Source organism: Stenotrophomonas sp. YJH_SMC_79, from assembly GCF_059367995.1.
Map to the genome: position 1 here is coordinate 921,023 of NZ_JCAFRK010000002.1, position 15,874 is coordinate 936,896.

The window sequence follows — 15,874 nt, forward strand, 5'->3', positions numbered from 1 at the left end:
CGCGGTTCAGCCGAACCAGCCGTGCAGCATCCACGGCGCATGCGGGTCATTGCGTGTGCGGAACGCCCAGCCACGCTGGCCGTGCGCGGTTTCCACCACGTAATAGTCGCGGCGCGCGTCGGCCTGGTCCCACCAGCCCGATTCGATCCGCTCCGGCCCGGCGATGATGCGCAGACGCGGATCACGCAGTGGTTGCGGGGTGTCCAGCAGCCAGCCGGGGCGCAGTGGCCAGTAAGCGGGCGGTTTGGTCGGGGGCTGGATGCCACTGGCGCGTTCAGGGCGATGGTCGGCCTGTACCGCCAGCGGCTGCACGGCGTCATCGCCCAGCCGTGCGCGCAGGCGCTCACGCAGCTGGCTCCAGGGCATCGCCTGCGCCGGCCGGGTATCGAACAGGTCGCGTGCGGCGGGCACGAACGGCGGCAGCTGCTCGGCCTGCAGGCGCAGTGCGCGGCTGCCGGCTGGCAGGGCGAAGGCCTCCATGCGGTTGCGCGCGATCTCGAACAGCAGCGCGGGATCGCGCTCGGGCGCCAGCAGGCCGATGGTCAGCACGCTGGCCGGCAGCAGGTCATGCTCGAAATGCAGGTCGAAGCGCTGCACGCCGCCATCGCGCGAACACAGGAATGCGGCCAGGTCCAGCAGCAGGCGACGCAGCGGGAACAACAGGGCCTGGCTGGATTCGATTTCGTATTCAAACTCGATGCGCGCATCGAACCGGTCCGGTGGCTGGTAGTAGCGCAGGGGTGCGGTGGGCAGCCCACGCAATGCATCCAGCTGCTGCAGTACCTCGGGGGTGAAGCGCCGGGCCAGGCTGTCGCGCGGCAGTTCGAGCACCGCACCCAGCGTGCGCAGCCCGGAGCGGCCCAGTACGGTCACCACTTCGCTGGGCAGGCCGCAGCGCGGCAATGGCAGTTGTGCCAGCGCCGCCGGCAGCTGCTGCGTATCGATGCCGAGGCCGTCGTGGACGTTGGCCAGCACGCGTGCAGTATGCGCGGTGGGTGCAGCCACGAGGCGATGGCGGAAACCGAGTTCATGCAGTTCGTTGCGCAGGCGCTGCTCGATGGTCAGCCAGTCGCCGAACAGGGCGCGGCTGGCGCCGATCTCCAGCACCAGCGCGTGCGGAAAATCGAGGCTGACCTGCGAACTGTAGGCGTAGGCCCAGCTGGCCAGCAGCTGCCGGGTGTGCTGTTCGGCGTTCGGGTCGTAGTCGTGCAGGTGCATGTCCTGCACCAGTACCTGCGCGGCCGACAGCAGCATGCCCGGGCGCAGCCCCGCTGCGCGGGCGGCCGGGCTGACCGCACGCAGCACGCGACGCTGTGCCGGCCCCTGCAGCAGCACCAATGGCCGCTGCGGGTCCGGCTGCAGGCGCAGCACGCTGTCCAGCGCCAGCTGCGGCAACAACAGGCAGGCCCAGTGCATGGCGCGGCCTCAGTGGGCGATGGCCAGCGGCAACGGCTGCGCCGGCGGAAGGCCGCCACGGCACTTCAGCACCCGTACCTGGCCGTGGTCGAGCTGCAGGCGCAGGCTGGCCGGGGAGGGGTTGCGCGCCGCCTGCGCCTCGCGGAACACGAAGCCCAGGCACTGGCCGCTGTCGGCAGCCACCTGCAGGCGGCGCAGTGAGCGGTCGTCGGCCTGGTGTGGCCAGCACAGCACCGCCGCGCAGGCGGCCGAGCGCAGGCATTGTTCGGCGGCCCACAGCGCCTGCTTCGGCGCGGCATGGATGATCTGCAGCTGGGCCAGGTCCAGCCCGGCGGCGGCCCAGGCCGGGGCATGCGGGCGATGGGGCGGGGCGACCAGCACGATCGGGCGGTCGCGCTGGCTCAGTTTGGCCAGTGCCGGCCAGACCAGCGCCAGCTCGCCCACCCCGGGCGCCGCCTGCAGTACCTCGCACAGCCCGCTGGCCGGCCAGCCGCCGCCGGGCAGGCGTGCGTCCAGTGCCGGGTGGCCGCTGGCCAGATGGTCGCTGGCTGGCCCCTGGCGGGCCGGGCCACGCCACAGCTGGCGGCCGTCAAGCAGCCGGTCGAGGGCGACGACGGCACCCATCAGCCGGTCCTCCAGGAGGGGCGCCGGGCGGGCTGGAAACGGCAGGAACGGGCGGAAACGGCGGACATGGAGCGAGTATCGACGGGCCGGTATCAGGGGCTGAGACCGGACATGCTACTCGCCTTGTGAGTAGAATTACTAATGAAATCGGAGGGTCGGGTTTCAGGTTGCTGAAGGGGTAAAGCATCCACGCATGGCGTGGATCTACTGGAGAGAGCCCCGGCAAATCCATGCCGCAGCCTGGTAGATCCACGCCATGCGTGGATAGCGGTAAAGCGCGGTGCCGACCAAGGTCGGCACCCACCCGGCATGGCCCGGCGCTACCTGGGGATGCCCCTGGTTACGGGCGGACCGGCAACGCCACCGGGCGCAGCGGTGCGGCATCGCCGCCGCGGATCTTCAGCGGGCCGCCGATGAAGGCGAACTCGTAGACCTTGTCGCGGGCCAGTTCGTCCAGCGCCACCAGCTCGATGATCGGCGCGCCCTGCTGGGCCAGCAGGTAGGTGTGCAGCGGCACGTAGTCGTCAGACACCTCCGAGGGGAAGGTCTCGAAGCTGAGGTTGTCGGCGCCGACGATCATCGCGCCGCTGTCCTCGACCAGGAAGCGCGCCGCGTCCAGGCCCATGCCCGGCGGGTTGGCCATGTAGGCCTTGGGCTGTTCGAACAGGCGCATGCGGCCGGTGCGGATCAGCACCACGTCGCCCTGCTGCAGTTTCACCTTCTGGCGTGCGAGCGCATCCTTCAGGTCCTGGCGGGTGACGCGGTAGCTGTCCGGCAGCATGTCCACGCCCTTGGCGGCGGCCACGTCGATCAGCACGCCACGCGCGATCAGCGGCGGGAATTTCTCGATGCCGGTGACATTCCAGCCACGGTCGCCGAGGTGCTTGTCGGCCTCGAAGCCGTTCCAGATCTTTCCATGGATGCCGAAGTGGTTCAGCGCATCGATGTGGGTGCCGGTGTGGCTGTACATCGAGAACGCGGTGCCGGTGTAGCTGCGGGTGAGGTTCATGGTTTCGCCCACGCCCATCGGATCATCCATCACCGTGCCGCGCGGGGTGTGGGTCATCCAGAACTGGTAGTGCGGGTCGCCGGCATCCTGCCAGCTGGGCATGCCGACGTAGTAGTCGGTGGCCAGGTCATAGGCCTTGCCGCCGCTCACCCGCGACAGGATCGCCGCACGCGAGGCCTCGGTGATCAGGTTGAGGCGGCCGATCTCGTCCTTCGGCCCCCAGGGGCTGGTGCCGACCTGCTGGCCGGAGGGAACGCGTTCGTGCGCGGACACGGGGGTGGACGCGGCGGTGCCGGCCAGCAGCAGGGCCAGTGCGGTGGCCAGGGTATGTGGGGTCATGGGAAATCTCCTTGCAGGGTGGGGGATGGTGCGGCTCAGGCCGCGACCAGGTGCGCCAGGGCCTGGCGCAGTTGCGGCAGCGGCAGGGTCTGCAGGCGCAGGCCGTTGCCGCCGATCACGGTGGGTATGGAACGGATGCCGAGGGCAGCGGCTTCGGCACGATCGGCCTGCACGCGCTGGCGCACCACGTCGCTGTGCATGTGGTCAGCGAAGGCGCCACGTGGATGGCCCAGCGATTCGGCGATATCCAGCAGTACTTCGGCATCGCCGATGTTGCGGTGCTGGTGCAGGTGCGCCCACTGCACGGCATCGAACATCGCGCCATGGGCATCATTGCCGCCGAGCATGCCGGCGGCCTGGCAGGCCAGTGCGCCGAGCCAGCCGGACGGATACTCGAAGTCCTGTGCGCGCATGCCTTCGATATCGATGCGCGCGGTGTCTTCATGCGCGGCGCAGTCGGTCCAGTGGCGCAGGATGATCGCCTTGGCGCGCTCCATCGAGCCGAACACCTCGACCATCTGCGCGCGCGAGTCCTGCAGCACGAAGCTGCGGTGACGCACCTGGATGCCGAGTTCGGCCGAGACCTGCTGCAGGCGCGGGGCCAGCACGAAGCACCAGCCGCAGACCACGTCGTGGAAGAAATCGACCACCGGCGCTGCGGTGGCGGGGGAAGGAGCGGAAGACATCTGCCTGCCATCGGTGAGAGGGGAGGCGGCAGATTAGGCAGCGCGGCGTGGCCGAAACAGCACGCCGCGGGCAGCTCAGTTTTCGCTGGCGGTTACGAATCCAGTCCGGCGCAGCCGGGCAGCTCGGCGTGCAGGAAATCGATGAAGGCACGCACCTTGGGCTGCAGGTGGCGCGAGGTGGGGTAGACCGCATGCACGAAGCGCGGCGGATAGCGGTGGTCGGGCAGCACCTGCTGCAGTTCGCCACGGGCCAGCGCCGGTGCCGCCAGGAACGAGGGCAGGGCGCCGATGCCCATGCCGGCCACCAGCAGGTCGCGCAGCAGCAGGCTGTTGTTGACGGTGACACGCGCCGGCAGGGTGATCGTCACCTGGCCATCGGGGCCGAGCAGCGGCCAGCTGCCGGGGGAGTCGGACAGGCTGTAGGCCAGCACGCTGTGCGCCTGCAGATCGTCCACCGCCTGCGGTGCCGGATGCTGCTGGAGGTAGGACGGGGCCGCGCACAGCACCTGCTGCAGCGACGCCAGTCGGCGCGCCACAAGGCGTGAATCATCCAGTTCGGCACGCAGCCGCAGCGACACATCGAAACCCTCGCCAACCGCGTCGAGCAACCGGTCTTCCATCACCAGATCCAACGACAGCTGCGGGTGCTGCTGCAGGAAGCGTGGCAGCAGCGGCGACAGCGTGCTCAGCGCGAACGACTGCGGCGCGTTCACGCGCAGGCGCCCGGCCACCTCGCCGCGCTGCTCGGCAATGCCACGTTCCAATGCGTCCAGTTCGTCAAGCAGGCGGCAGCATTCGCGGTAATAGGCGTGGCCGGTCTCGGTCAGGCTCATGCGCCGCGTGGTCCGCTGCAGCAGCACTACCCCCAGGTGAGTTTCCAGCGTGCGCAGCTGCTTGCTCAGCCCGGCGGGCGACATGCCCAGGTCTTCGGCAGCGCGGGCCAGCCCGCCGCGTTCGACGATGCGGCGGAAGGTACGCATCAGGTTGAAGGAATCCATGCCGGTCCCAGGCGCGATAACGGCGCCATTGTAGATCCACGCCACGCGTGGATGCAGGAAACACGGTGCCGACCACGCTCCGCATCCACCCGCGGCACGCACTTGCGCCGTTTGTTCAAGCCGGCAGCCCATACGCTGCGCCAGCATGCAGCCCCCTCATTCTCCGGGTTGCCCATGAAGCACTGGATGCTCCGCCTGTATGCCCCGCTGTTCCTGCTGGGTTTCGTTGCCGCTGCCGTCGTCTGGGTCGGCCACTGCCACGGTGACCCGCTGTGGCTGCTGGCCTTGCTGGCGCTTGCCATCGGGCTCTCGTTCGCCGCCGAACGCGCGTGGCCGTATGACCCGGCGTTCAACCACGACCACGGCGACAGCCTGCGTGACACCCTGCATGCACTGGTCAACGAAAGCCTGAACCTGCTGTCGATCGCGGCGGTGCCGCTGCTGGCGGCAATCATTCCGTGGCAGTTGTGGCCGGTGCAGTGGCCATTCGCGCTGCAGGTGCTGCTGGCCATCGTCTGCGCCGACCTGGGCATCACCCTGGTGCACTACGCCAGCCATCGTATCGGCTGGCTGTGGCGGCTGCATGCGGTGCATCACAGCGTCACCCGCATGTACGGCTTCAACGGCCTGATGAAGCATCCGCTGCACCAGGCAGCCGAAGCGGTGGGTGGCGTGCTGCCGCTGCTGCTGTTGGGCCTGCCGATGCCGGTGGCTGCGGTGCTGGCCTTCGCCATTGCCATCCAGCTGCTGCTGCAGCACTCCAACGTGGACATGCGTCCCGGTGTGCTGGGCCGGGTGATGGCCTGGGCGCCGCTGCACCGCTTCCACCACATGCGTTACGGCACCGCTGGCGACGTCAACTTCGGCCTGTTCCTGACCGTCTGGGATCACCTGTTGGGGACCGCCTTCGATGCGCCGGGCTATCGGCTGCGGCAGCACGACCTCGGCATCGGCAGCCAGCCGGACTATCCGCGCGATTATCCGGGGCAGCTGCTGGCACCGTTCCGCGAGCTGCCGCGTGGTGACGTGCCGGAGCTGCCGGAAGGCCTGCGCAGGCGCGAATGATCGAACATGTCAGCCCGCGTGCAGCTGCAGGCCCTGCAGCTGCGCGGCACCGATGCCGAACATGCGGCGCAGGTTGCGCGACAGATGAGCCAGATCGGCGAATCCAGCGGCATGCGCACTGTCGGTCAGGTTGTGCCCGCGCAGATGATGCATGAGCGCGTTGCGCAGCCGTCGCCACAGCACCCAGCCGCGCAGGGTCACCGCCAGCTCGGACTGGAAACGCCGGTGCAGCTGGCTGGTCGACAGGTGCGCCGCCTCGGCGATATCGGCGGCCGGCACCGGGCCGGGCAGGTGCTGGGCAATACGGGCCAACGCCGCCTGCACGCGGCGGTCCAGTGGCTGCGCGCGGCTCAATCGTGGCAGCCAGTCCTGCAGTTCCATCGCAGTGCCGGGCAGCGCGTGCAGGTGCTGCTGGATCTGTTCGAGGTCGGCATGCGCCGGCTCAAGGAACACCGTGCAGCCCGCCTCCGGCGCCGACAGGATCGCGTGTGTCTGGAAGGAGGGCAGCCACAGCCGCTGGCCCTGCTGCCGTACGCCATCGACCTCGACCTGCCAGGGCGTACCGTCGCTCAACAGCAGTTGATGGGCGTAGTGCGCATGCGCGGCGCTGTCACCGGCATGACCGTGAAGCACGGCGGCGTGCGCATCCAGCAGCAACGTGCCATTCCAGGGCAGGGCGAGGGAGGACATGACGGGATTGTAGATCCACGCCATGCGTGGATGAATCTCCATCGAAATCGAATATTCCGACAATGGAAAAAAAGAAGCATCTACGCATGGCGTGGATCTACTGCAGGTCGCGAGAAACTGTCGAAGGCGGGGTGGGTCCGTTGGCGGGGGTGTCCGCGGCATGGAGGTTGCCAGCCAGCGGCCGGCACTACCGCGGGTGCCGCGCGCGCCCTCAGCGCCCGTGTGGATCCGGCCGATGATGCACGTACTCGACCACCGTGCCATCGGGATGCACTGCATTGAACGCCGCCCCGGTCGGTACCACCTGCAACGGGAAGATGATCTTGGCGCCAGCCGCGACCAGTTTGTCGTGATAGGGCCGAACGTCATCGACCAACAGTGTCCCGGTGGTCGAGGTGAACGGCGCCAGTGCCGCCTCGCTACCCTCGATCAACAGGAACGCCCCGACCATCGCCAGACGCAGCCCGGCCTCCGGAAACGGGAACCCCGCATCGGCCACCACGCCCTGCAGCTGCTCGTAGAAGGCCACGCTGCGCTCCAGCTCACCGGGGGCCACGAACACCCGGATCAGCACGCGCGGCGCGCGCTGGCTGGACGTATCGCAGCGGTCACGCCAGAGATGGTCGAAGTCGCGGTGGACGGTCATGGGCTCGGTTCGTGGCCAGGGACGTCCATTATCGGCAGCCCCGCGCGGTGCACTGATGACTGCCGGTGATGGCCTGATAACCGCTGGCCGGGTTGCCTCTGTGACTTAGGTCCTGTTGACAGGTGTGAACGCCCTCGCACAATCTTCACATGATTGGGTCGCCCTGCGCGGCCCGGACAGGCAGGTTGTCACGCCGGGAGGAGGGTCCCGCGCGCAGACCGGCCCGTCCTTCGGCCTGCGGGACGTTGCCTGGCAACCCCTGCGCGGCATGAACGCTGCACCCTTCGGCGGCACTTTCCCTGGACCGATTGCCTTGGCAACGGAATTACGCCTGCCGATGAAAACGTTTACAAAGCCGCTTGCACTGTCCCTGGCCCTGTCTGCCGCACTGGCCGCCCCGGCCTGGGCCGACCCTGCCGCGTTCACTGTGCTGACCCTGGAACAGGCCCCGACCGCCGAGGCGATGCCGGCCCTGGCCGCCCAGCTGAAGACCCTGCAGGTGGACGCGGTGAGCGTGCGCCAGGTGCAGCGCGGCATCGGCCAGGTCGATCCGCTGCAGGTGCTGGCCGATGGCCTGGGCTACGCATACCGCTTCATTGCTGCGGGCAAGGACGATGGCCAGACCCAGCGCGGCCAGGCCGTGCTGACCCGGCTGCCGATCGCCGCTGAATCCGGCCCCGACCAGCCGGGCCTGAACTACCTGCGCCTGGACGACGGCCGCCACACCGTGGCGGTCTATACCGATGCCGGTGCAGGTGCCGCGCAGCTGCCGGCACTGGTCACCCGTTCGCGGCTGGGTGCACCGGCGGTGCTGCTCGGCGCGGTGGCTGGTGAATCGGCCAAGGCCGCAGGCTTCGATCCGGCGCGTGTGGCGCTGGAAGCGGATGCCAGCTATTTCAGCGACGGTTTCCAGGCCGCCAGCAGTGCGCCGTTCAAGGTGGAAGGCAGCACCCTGCGTGCCACCCTGCTGACCCTGGCCTATGCCGCCGACACGCATGGCGACAGGCCGTGGATGGACACCACGCTCAACGCCGATGCGCGCGCTGCGCTGCTGCTGAAGGCGATGACCGAGGATGAGAAGTTCCAGATGCTGCACAGCTACTTCGGGCTGGGCAAGGACGGTGGCCCGCTGCCGGAAGGCGCGGTCGGTTCGGCCGGTTTCGTGCCGGGCGTGGCGCGGCTGGGCATTCCGTCGCAGCAGTCGGCCGATGCCGGCGTCGGCGTGACCAATCCGGGCGGCATCCGCCCGGGCGATTTCGCCACGGCGATGCCCTCGGGCCCGTCCACCGCCTCCAGCTGGAACCGCGAAGTCGCCTTTGCCGGTGGCGCGACAATGGGCCGCGAGGCGTGGCAGCAGCGCTTCAACATCCTGCTGTCGGGCAGCGTCAACCTGCAGCGCGACCCGCGCAACGGCCGCAACTTCGAATATGCCGGTGAAGATCCGCTGCTGGCCGGTTCGATGGTCGGTGCGCTGATCCAGGGCGTGCAGAGCCAGCACGTGATCTCCTCGATGAAGCACTTCGCGCTGAACGACATGGAGACCCGCCGCAACTTCCACGACGTGCGCATCGGCGAACAGGCCATGCACGAGTCGGACCTGCTGGCGTTCGAGATCGCGCTGGACGCCGGTCGCCCGGGCGTGGCGATGTGCTCGTACAACAAGATCAACGGCACCTACGGCTGCGAGAACGGCTACCTGATGAACCAGGTGCTGAAGCAGGAATGGAAGTTCCCCGGTTTCGTGATGTCCGACTGGGGCGGCGTGCACAGCGGTTCGAAGGCAGCGCTGGCGGGCCTGGACCAGCAGTCGGCCGGTGAAGTGTTCGACGCGGCGGTGTTCTTCGATGAACCGCTGCGCCTGGCCGTGCATGGCGGCGTGGTGCCGCAGGCGCGCCTGAATGACATGGTGGCGCGCATCCTGCGCACGATGTTCCTGCACGGCAATTTCGACAACCCGCCGCAGCACCAGAAGGTCGACGCGGAGGCCGGTTTCGCCGTGGCCCAGCGTACGGTGGAAGAGGGCAGCGTGCTGCTGCGCAATGAGGGCAACCTGCTGCCGCTGGCCGACAGCGTGAAGCGCATCGTCATCATCGGCGGCCATGCCGACAAGGGCGTGATCGGTGGCGGTGGTTCGTCGATGGTGGGCGTGACCGCCAAGGGCACCAATGCGGTGCCGGGTGTGCTGCCGACCACCTGGCCGGGCCCGGTGATCTTCCACCCGTCCTCGCCGCTGGAATCGCTGCGTGCAGCGCGCCCGGACGCGACCATCACGTATGTGGACGGCACCAACGCCGCTGCTGCGGCCAAGGCCGCCGCGCAGGCCGACGTGGCCATCGTGTTCGCCACGCAGTGGGCCGCCGAATCGGTGGACCTGCCGGACATGCAGTTGCCGGACAACCAGGACGCACTGATCTCGGCGGTGGCCAAGGCCAACCCGAAGACGGTGCTGGTGCTGGAAACCAACGGCCCGGTGCGCACGCCGTGGCTGGCGCAGGTGCCGGCGATGCTGCAGGCCTGGTACCCGGGCATCCGAGGTGGCGAAGGCATCGCCGCGCTGCTGACCGGCCAGGTCAATCCGTCGGGTCGCCTGCCGGTGACCTGGGTGGTGGATGAATCGCAGCTGCCGCGCCCGCACATCGACGGCCTCGGCTTCAAGCCGGCCAAGCCGTTTGGTGATGTGTTCGATTTCGATATCGAAGGTGCCAACGTCGGCTACAAGTGGATGGCGGCCAAGGGCCTGACCCCGACCTTCGCCTTCGGCCACGGCCTGTCCTACACCTCGTTCGCCTATGAAAACCTGAAAGTGAGCGTGGAGGGTTCGCGCCTGGTCGCCAGCGTCGACATCCGCAACACCGGCGAGCGCGCCGGTGCCGACGTGGCCCAGTTGTACCTGAAGCTGCCGGCTGGCAGCAGCACGCCGATCCGCCTGATCGGCTACGACAAGGTGACCCTGCAGCCGGGCGAACAGCGTCGCATCCGCATCGAAGCCGAGCCGAAGACCCTGGCCCACTACGATGCGCAGGCCCGCCAGTGGAAGATCGACGGCGGCAGTTACCAGGTGCAGCTGTCGCGCAATGCCGCCGAACCGCTGCATAGCGTGGACGTGCAGCTGGTGGAGCAGGTGCTGCGCTGATGCCTGAAGACACGGCCCGCACAGGGCCGTGTCTGAAAAAGGGGACGGAGGGGATTAAGTCGTTTATGCATAAACGACTTAATCCCCTCCGTCCCCTTTTTATGTGGCGAACCGGTCGCGCAGGAAATCAATCAGCTGCCGCACCTTTGGTGAGGGCTGCGTACTGTGCGGGTAGACCGCGTACACGCTCTGCTGCGGGAAGCGGTGCTGGCGCAGTACCGGCCGCAGGCGACCCTGGGCCAGGTCGTCCTCGATCAGCCAGCGTGGCAGCACGGTGACCCCGGCGCCGGCCACAGCGAAAGCGCGCAGGCTGCTGGCGCCATCCACGCGCACCACCGCGTTGCCCGGGTTGGTGGCAAACAGGGCGTCGCTGCCATCCGGTGCCACCACCGGCACATCGGCCAGACGCGGGTAGCCCAGGCGGGGCAGGGTTCCCAGCTGTACAGGATCATCGGCCGCCTCGGCGGAGGGTAGGCGCGCCAGCAGGGACGGAGCCGCCACCGCGCACAGCGGGTGGCGCTCCAGTTCACTGGCGTGCAGGCCCGAATCTGGCAGGCGGCCGAGGCGGATCGCCAGATCGAAGCGTTCGGGAATCAGGTCGGCCGGTGCCGGTGAAGTCGACAGGTGCAGCTGCAGGGCCGGATGCCGGGCACGGAAGGCCTCCAGCGCTGCGATCAGGCGCAGCTGCGCGTATTCCGGTGTCGTGGTCAGGCGCAGTACGCCCTGCAGCTGATGCTGGTCGCGGCGCGCGGCATCGATCGCTGCCTGTGCGGCATCCAGCGCCTGCAAGCAGTGCTGCAGGAACTGTTCGCCGGCCTCGGTCAGGGCCAGGTGGCGGGTACTGCGCAACAGCAGGGTCACGCCCAGTTCCTGCTCCAGCCGCTTCAGGTTGAAGCTGACCACCGCGCGGCTGAGGCCGAGGCGATCGGCCGCAGCGGTCAGGCTGCCGGCCTCGACCACGGCCCGGAAGATATCGAAGCGATCGAGGCTGACCATGGCAATTCATTGTCAAAGTAGATTTGACAGTGTTGCAGTTGTTGTCGTGTTTTTCCAACAAGGCTCGCACGGCATGCTGGCCGCTTCCCTGCTGGAGCGCCGCCGATGCCGTCCCCCCGCCTGCGCCATGAGGCGATCTTCCTGCTGGTGTTCGCCCTGGACCTGGTCAACATGTTCATCGCCACGGTGGCCTATCCGGCATTGACCGCGGAACTGCACGCTGACATCAGCACCCTGGCCTGGGTGGGCACCGCCTACATGCTGGGCCTGAGCGTGGTGATTCCGCTGGCCCCCTGGCTGGCCGCGCGCTGTGGCGAGCGTCGTCTGCTGCTTGTGGCGCTGCTGTTGTTCGCGGTTGCCGCTGCGCTGGCCGGCGCAGCACCGGGGATCGGCTGGCTGCTGGGCTGGCGCCTGCTGCAGGGGCTGGCCGGCGGCCTGCTGATTCCGGTGGCGCAGGCGGCGGCCTACCGTCAGTGCACGCCCGGGCAGCGTGGCGCGCTGACCCGGCGCATCCTGCTGGTGGCGCTGCTGGTGCCGGCGCTGGCGCCCGCGTTGGGCGGCCTGCTGGTGCAGTGGTTGTCCTGGCGCGGCGTGCTCTGGGCCAGCCTGCCGTTGGCGGTGGTAGCGATCGGCCTGGTGCTGGCCTGGATGCCGGCCGATGGCGCGCGCAGTGCGCCGCGCCTGCAGGCCTATGCGCTGTCCACCGCGATGCTGGCGCTGGACGCGCTGCTGCTGGCGCTGACCTGGCTGGGCGAGTCCGGACATCGTGGCGCAGGTGCCGTGTTGCTGCTGGTCGCACTGCTGCTGGCGGCGGCCCACCTGCGGCATGCACGTCGGCAGGCGCAGCCACTGCTGCGCTGGTCGCTGTTGTCCCACCGTGGGCTGCGGCTGGCGATGCTGGTGTATCTGGCAGTGCCGGGTGTATTCATCGGCAGTCAGCTGGTCAGTACCCTGCAGCTGCACCAGGCCGGTTACAGCGCGGCACGCATCGGCGCGTTGATGCTGCCCTGGGCGCTGGCCTCGGCCATTGCGATCACGGTCAGCAAGCGCCTGCTGGCCCGCTTCGGCCCGGCCACGGTACTGCGCGCCGGCATGCTGCTGCAGGCCAGCGGCCTGCTGTTGATGGCGCTGTTGCCGCAGCCGGCCTTCACCTTGGCCGCGCTGTTGTTCGCGCTGATGGGCGCCGGCGGCAGCCTGTGCAGCAGCACTGCGCAGACGCTCGCCTTCCATGGCGTGGAAGGTGAGGCGCTGGGCGATGCCAGCGCTCTCTGGAATCTCAATCGCCAGCTCAGTTTCTGCCTTGGCACTGCCGCCATTGCGTTGCTGCTGGCCTTGGCCATGCAGTGGCTGCCTGCCCGCGCCACCGGCGTGGCGCTGGGGTTGGCCGCCGTACTGACCCTGTTGCCGATGGCGTTGCTGCGTCGGCCGCAGAGGATCACCCTTTCGCAACCGGAGAACACTTGATGGCTACCACCGCAGAACATGAAATCCACCACCTGCATGACAAACTACAGGTCTGGTTCCGGGCCGAGGTGGGTGCGGATGCGCTGGATCATCTGATGGCGCATTTCTGCGCGGACTTCAGCATGGTCGGCATCGCCGGGCGCCGGTTGGATCGGCCGGCTGTGCAGGCGCTGTTCGAGGGCGGCCATGGCGCGCGTCCGGGGCTGCTGATTTCCATCGAGGCCGTGCAGGCGGTCCAGGCGCCGTCACCGCTGGCGGTACTGCGCTATCGCGAAGGGCATTCGGTCGATGGCGGCCAGCCCACATGGCGCGAATCGTTGGCCGTGCTGCGGCAGGAAGATGGCCGTTGGCGCTGGCTGGCGCTGCATGAAGTGCCGGTGGCCTGACCGGCAACCGCGTAACGTGCGCCAGGATCATGAAGGTGCCGGCCAGCGGCCGGCACTACTGGTCGTCGGCATGCGCAGCGGCACCGGGGGCACATGTGCCATCAGTCCTGCCCGCATCCACCGCAGAATGCAAAGCGCGCACACACCTCACGGCTCAAGGCAGGAGTAGGCTTGAGGCTTTCCTGCCGGGAGGGGTTGTCCATGCGTGTGCGTGCCGTCGCTGTAGCCATTGCCCTTTGCCTGTCCAGCACTGTGCTGGCCGCCGATACCCCGCCGATGACCCCGGACATCAGCGGCAAGCCCTTCGTTGCCCCCGATGTCGGTCGTGACTACGACAAGCGCGTGGTGATGGTGCCGATGCGTGATGGCACCAGGCTGTATACGGTGATCGTGGTGCCCAAGGGCGCCCGCAACGCGCCGATCCTGCTGACCCGCACTCCTTACGATGCCGCTGGCCGCGCCAGCCGCAGTGATTCGCCGCGCATGCGCGACCTGCTGCCGCAGGGCGACGAGGTGTTTGTCGACGGCGGCTACATCCGCGTGTTCCAGGACATCCGTGGCAAGTATGGCTCCGAAGGCGATTACGTGATGACCCGGCCGCTGCGCGGACCGTTGAACAACACCAAAGTCGACCATTCCACCGACGCCTGGGACACCATCGACTGGCTGGTCAAGAACGTGCCGGAGAGCAATGGCAAGGTCGGCATGCTCGGCTCGTCGTACGAGGGTTTCACCGTGGTGATGGCGCTGACCGACCCGCATCCGGCGCTGAAAGTGGCGGCACCGCAGAGCCCGATGGTCGATGGCTGGATGGGTGACGACTGGCTCAACTACGGCGCGTTCCGCCAGGTCAACTTCAACTATTTCGCGATGCAGACCGAGAAGCGCGGCAAGGGTACGCCGCTGCCCAGCCTCGGCTACGACGACTACAGCACCTTCCTGCGCATCGGTTCGGCTGGCGACTACGCGCGCTTCACCGGCGTGGACCAGCTGACCTGGTGGAAGAAGCTGGTCGAGCACCCGGCCTATGACGGCTTCTGGCAGGGCCAGGCGCTGGACGCGGTGATGGCGAAGACACCGTTGAAGGTCCCGACCATGTGGCTGCAGGGCCTATGGGACCAGGAGGACATGTGGGGCGCCAACCACGCCTACCAGGCAATGGAAGGGCGCGACAGCGGCAACAACCGCAATTACCTGGTGATGGGGCCGTGGCGGCACAGCCAGGTGAACTACAGCGGCAGCGAGCTGGGCGCGCTGAAGTTCGATGGCGATACCGCGCTTCAGTTCCGCCGTGATGTGCTGAAGCCATTCTTCGACCAGTACCTGGTGGACGGCGCGCCGAAGGCGGACACGCCGCCGGTGCTGATCTACAACACTGGCGAAAACCATTGGGACCGCTTGAAGGGTTGGCCGCGCAGCTGTGACAAGGGCTGTGCCGCCAGCAGCAAGCCGCTGTACCTGCGCGCCGGCGGCAAGCTGGCGTTCCAGGCGCCGGCGGCGGGCGAGGGCGACTTCGAGGAGTACGTGTCCGACCCGGCCAAGCCGGTGCCGTTCGTGCCGCGGCCGGTCCGCTTCGGTGACCGCGACATGTGGACCACCTGGCTGGTCAAGGACCAGCGCTTTGTCGATGGTCGTCCGGACGTGCTGACCTTCATCACCGAACCGCTGACCGCGCCGTTGCGCATCGGCGGCGCGCCGGTGGTGCACCTGCAGGCCTCGACCAGTGGCACCGACAGCGACTGGGTGGTGAAGCTGATCGACGTGTATCCGGACCAGGAAGCGTCCACGCCGGAGATGGGGGGCTACGAGCTGCCAGTGTCGCTGGCGATCTTCCGCGGCCGCTACCGCGAGAGCTTCAGCGATCCGAAGCCGCTGGCGGCGAACCAGGTGCTGCCGTACCGCTTCGACCTGCCCAACGCCAACCACACCTTCCAGAAGGGGCACCGGGTGATGGTGCAGGTGCAGTCCAGCCTGTTCCCGCTGTATGACCGCAACCCGCAGACCTACGTGCCCAATGTCTACCTGGCCAAGCCGGGCGATTACCAGAAGGCCACGCAGCGGGTCTGGCATAGCGCGGCGCAGGCGAGCTACATCGATCTGCCGGTGTATTGAGGTTGGTGAGATCCGCCGGGTGCGCGATGCCCGGCGGCTGCGGTAGTGCCGGCCGCTGGCCGGTATCCGCGATGACGCAGGAGCGTGTCGACCAAGGTCGACACCTACCAGAGCTGGGCCATGGCAGGTCGATTCAGGCGGCTGCGGTAGTGTCGGCCGCTGGCCGGCAACCGCGATGGCGCAGGAGCGTGTCGACCAAGGTCGACACCTACCAGAGCTGGGCCATGGCAGGTCGATTCAGGCGGCTGCGGTAGTGCCGGCCGCTGGCCGGCATCCGCGATGGCGCAGGAGCGTGTCGACCAAGGTCGAC

At 68.3% G+C, this 15,874-nt stretch carries 13 protein-coding genes; 5 read left to right on the plus strand and 8 right to left on the minus strand.

The annotated features are described in order from the left end of the window. Positions 1–6 precede the first annotated feature (6 nt). The 5 genes from AC5P57_RS11075 to AC5P57_RS11095 all read right to left on the minus strand — a co-directional run bounded on the left by AC5P57_RS11075 (position 7) and on the right by AC5P57_RS11095 (position 5,072). Positions 7–1,416, minus strand: a complete 1,410-nt coding sequence (locus AC5P57_RS11075; protein ID WP_099553194.1) for a Y-family DNA polymerase — start codon at positions 1,414–1,416, stop codon at positions 7–9. Positions 1,417–1,425: 9 nt separating this feature from the next. Continuing rightward, positions 1,426–2,040, minus strand: coding sequence for a translesion DNA synthesis-associated protein ImuA (gene imuA / locus AC5P57_RS11080; protein WP_099553195.1), 615 nt, complete (start codon positions 2,038–2,040; stop codon positions 1,426–1,428). Between the two features lie 340 nt (positions 2,041–2,380). Further along, positions 2,381–3,388, minus strand: coding sequence for a cyclase family protein (locus AC5P57_RS11085; RefSeq protein ID WP_099553196.1), 1,008 nt, complete (start codon positions 3,386–3,388; stop codon positions 2,381–2,383). A 35-nt stretch (positions 3,389–3,423) separates the two neighbouring features. Next, positions 3,424–4,074, minus strand: coding sequence for a DsbA family oxidoreductase (locus tag AC5P57_RS11090; RefSeq protein WP_099553197.1), 651 nt, complete (start codon positions 4,072–4,074; stop codon positions 3,424–3,426). Positions 4,075–4,166: 92 nt separating this feature from the next. Then, positions 4,167–5,072 (minus strand): LysR family transcriptional regulator, encoded by a 906-nt coding sequence (locus AC5P57_RS11095; protein ID WP_262234946.1) that lies wholly within the window; start codon positions 5,070–5,072, stop codon positions 4,167–4,169. Between the two features lie 186 nt (positions 5,073–5,258). Here AC5P57_RS11095 and AC5P57_RS11100 point away from each other — a divergent pair, with 186 nt between their 5' ends. Then, positions 5,259–6,137, plus strand: a complete 879-nt coding sequence (locus AC5P57_RS11100; protein WP_495219576.1) for a sterol desaturase family protein — start codon at positions 5,259–5,261, stop codon at positions 6,135–6,137. A gap of 9 nt (positions 6,138–6,146) precedes the next feature. On the opposite strand, the gene AC5P57_RS11105 is transcribed toward AC5P57_RS11100, so the two are convergent. Continuing rightward, positions 6,147–6,851 (minus strand): helix-turn-helix transcriptional regulator, encoded by a 705-nt coding sequence (locus tag AC5P57_RS11105; RefSeq protein ID WP_315974197.1) that lies wholly within the window; start codon positions 6,849–6,851, stop codon positions 6,147–6,149. Positions 6,852–7,038: 187 nt separating this feature from the next. Then, positions 7,039–7,473: a VOC family protein gene (locus tag AC5P57_RS11110; RefSeq protein ID WP_099553200.1), complete on the minus strand. Its 435-nt coding sequence runs from the start codon at positions 7,471–7,473 to the stop codon at positions 7,039–7,041. Between the two features lie 337 nt (positions 7,474–7,810). On the opposite strand from AC5P57_RS11110, the gene AC5P57_RS11115 reads away from it, so the two are divergent. Next, entirely contained in the window at positions 7,811–10,606 is a 2,796-nt protein-coding gene (locus tag AC5P57_RS11115; protein WP_262234949.1) for a beta-glucosidase family protein, read from the plus strand. A gap of 99 nt (positions 10,607–10,705) precedes the next feature. Here the strand turns inward: AC5P57_RS11115 and AC5P57_RS11120 are convergent, their stop codons facing one another. After that, the gene (locus AC5P57_RS11120) at positions 10,706–11,602 is read right to left on the minus strand and encodes a LysR family transcriptional regulator (protein ID WP_099553202.1); all 897 of its coding nucleotides are present in this window, start codon (positions 11,600–11,602) and stop codon (positions 10,706–10,708) included. A 105-nt stretch (positions 11,603–11,707) separates the two neighbouring features. Here AC5P57_RS11120 and AC5P57_RS11125 point away from each other — a divergent pair, with 105 nt between their 5' ends. The 3 genes from AC5P57_RS11125 (at position 11,708) to AC5P57_RS11135 (ending at position 15,564) form a co-directional block, all read left to right on the plus strand. Continuing rightward, positions 11,708–13,066, plus strand: coding sequence for an MFS transporter (locus AC5P57_RS11125; protein WP_262234950.1), 1,359 nt, complete (start codon positions 11,708–11,710; stop codon positions 13,064–13,066). Beyond that, a complete protein-coding gene (locus AC5P57_RS11130) occupies positions 13,066–13,452 on the plus strand; it encodes a DUF4440 domain-containing protein (RefSeq protein ID WP_262234951.1) in 387 nt (128 codons plus the stop codon). Before AC5P57_RS11125 ends, AC5P57_RS11130 begins: the two co-directional genes overlap by 1 nt. A 201-nt stretch (positions 13,453–13,653) precedes the next feature. Next, positions 13,654–15,564, plus strand: a complete 1,911-nt coding sequence (locus AC5P57_RS11135; protein WP_262234952.1) for a CocE/NonD family hydrolase — start codon at positions 13,654–13,656, stop codon at positions 15,562–15,564. The last annotated feature ends 310 nt before the right edge of the window (positions 15,565–15,874 follow it).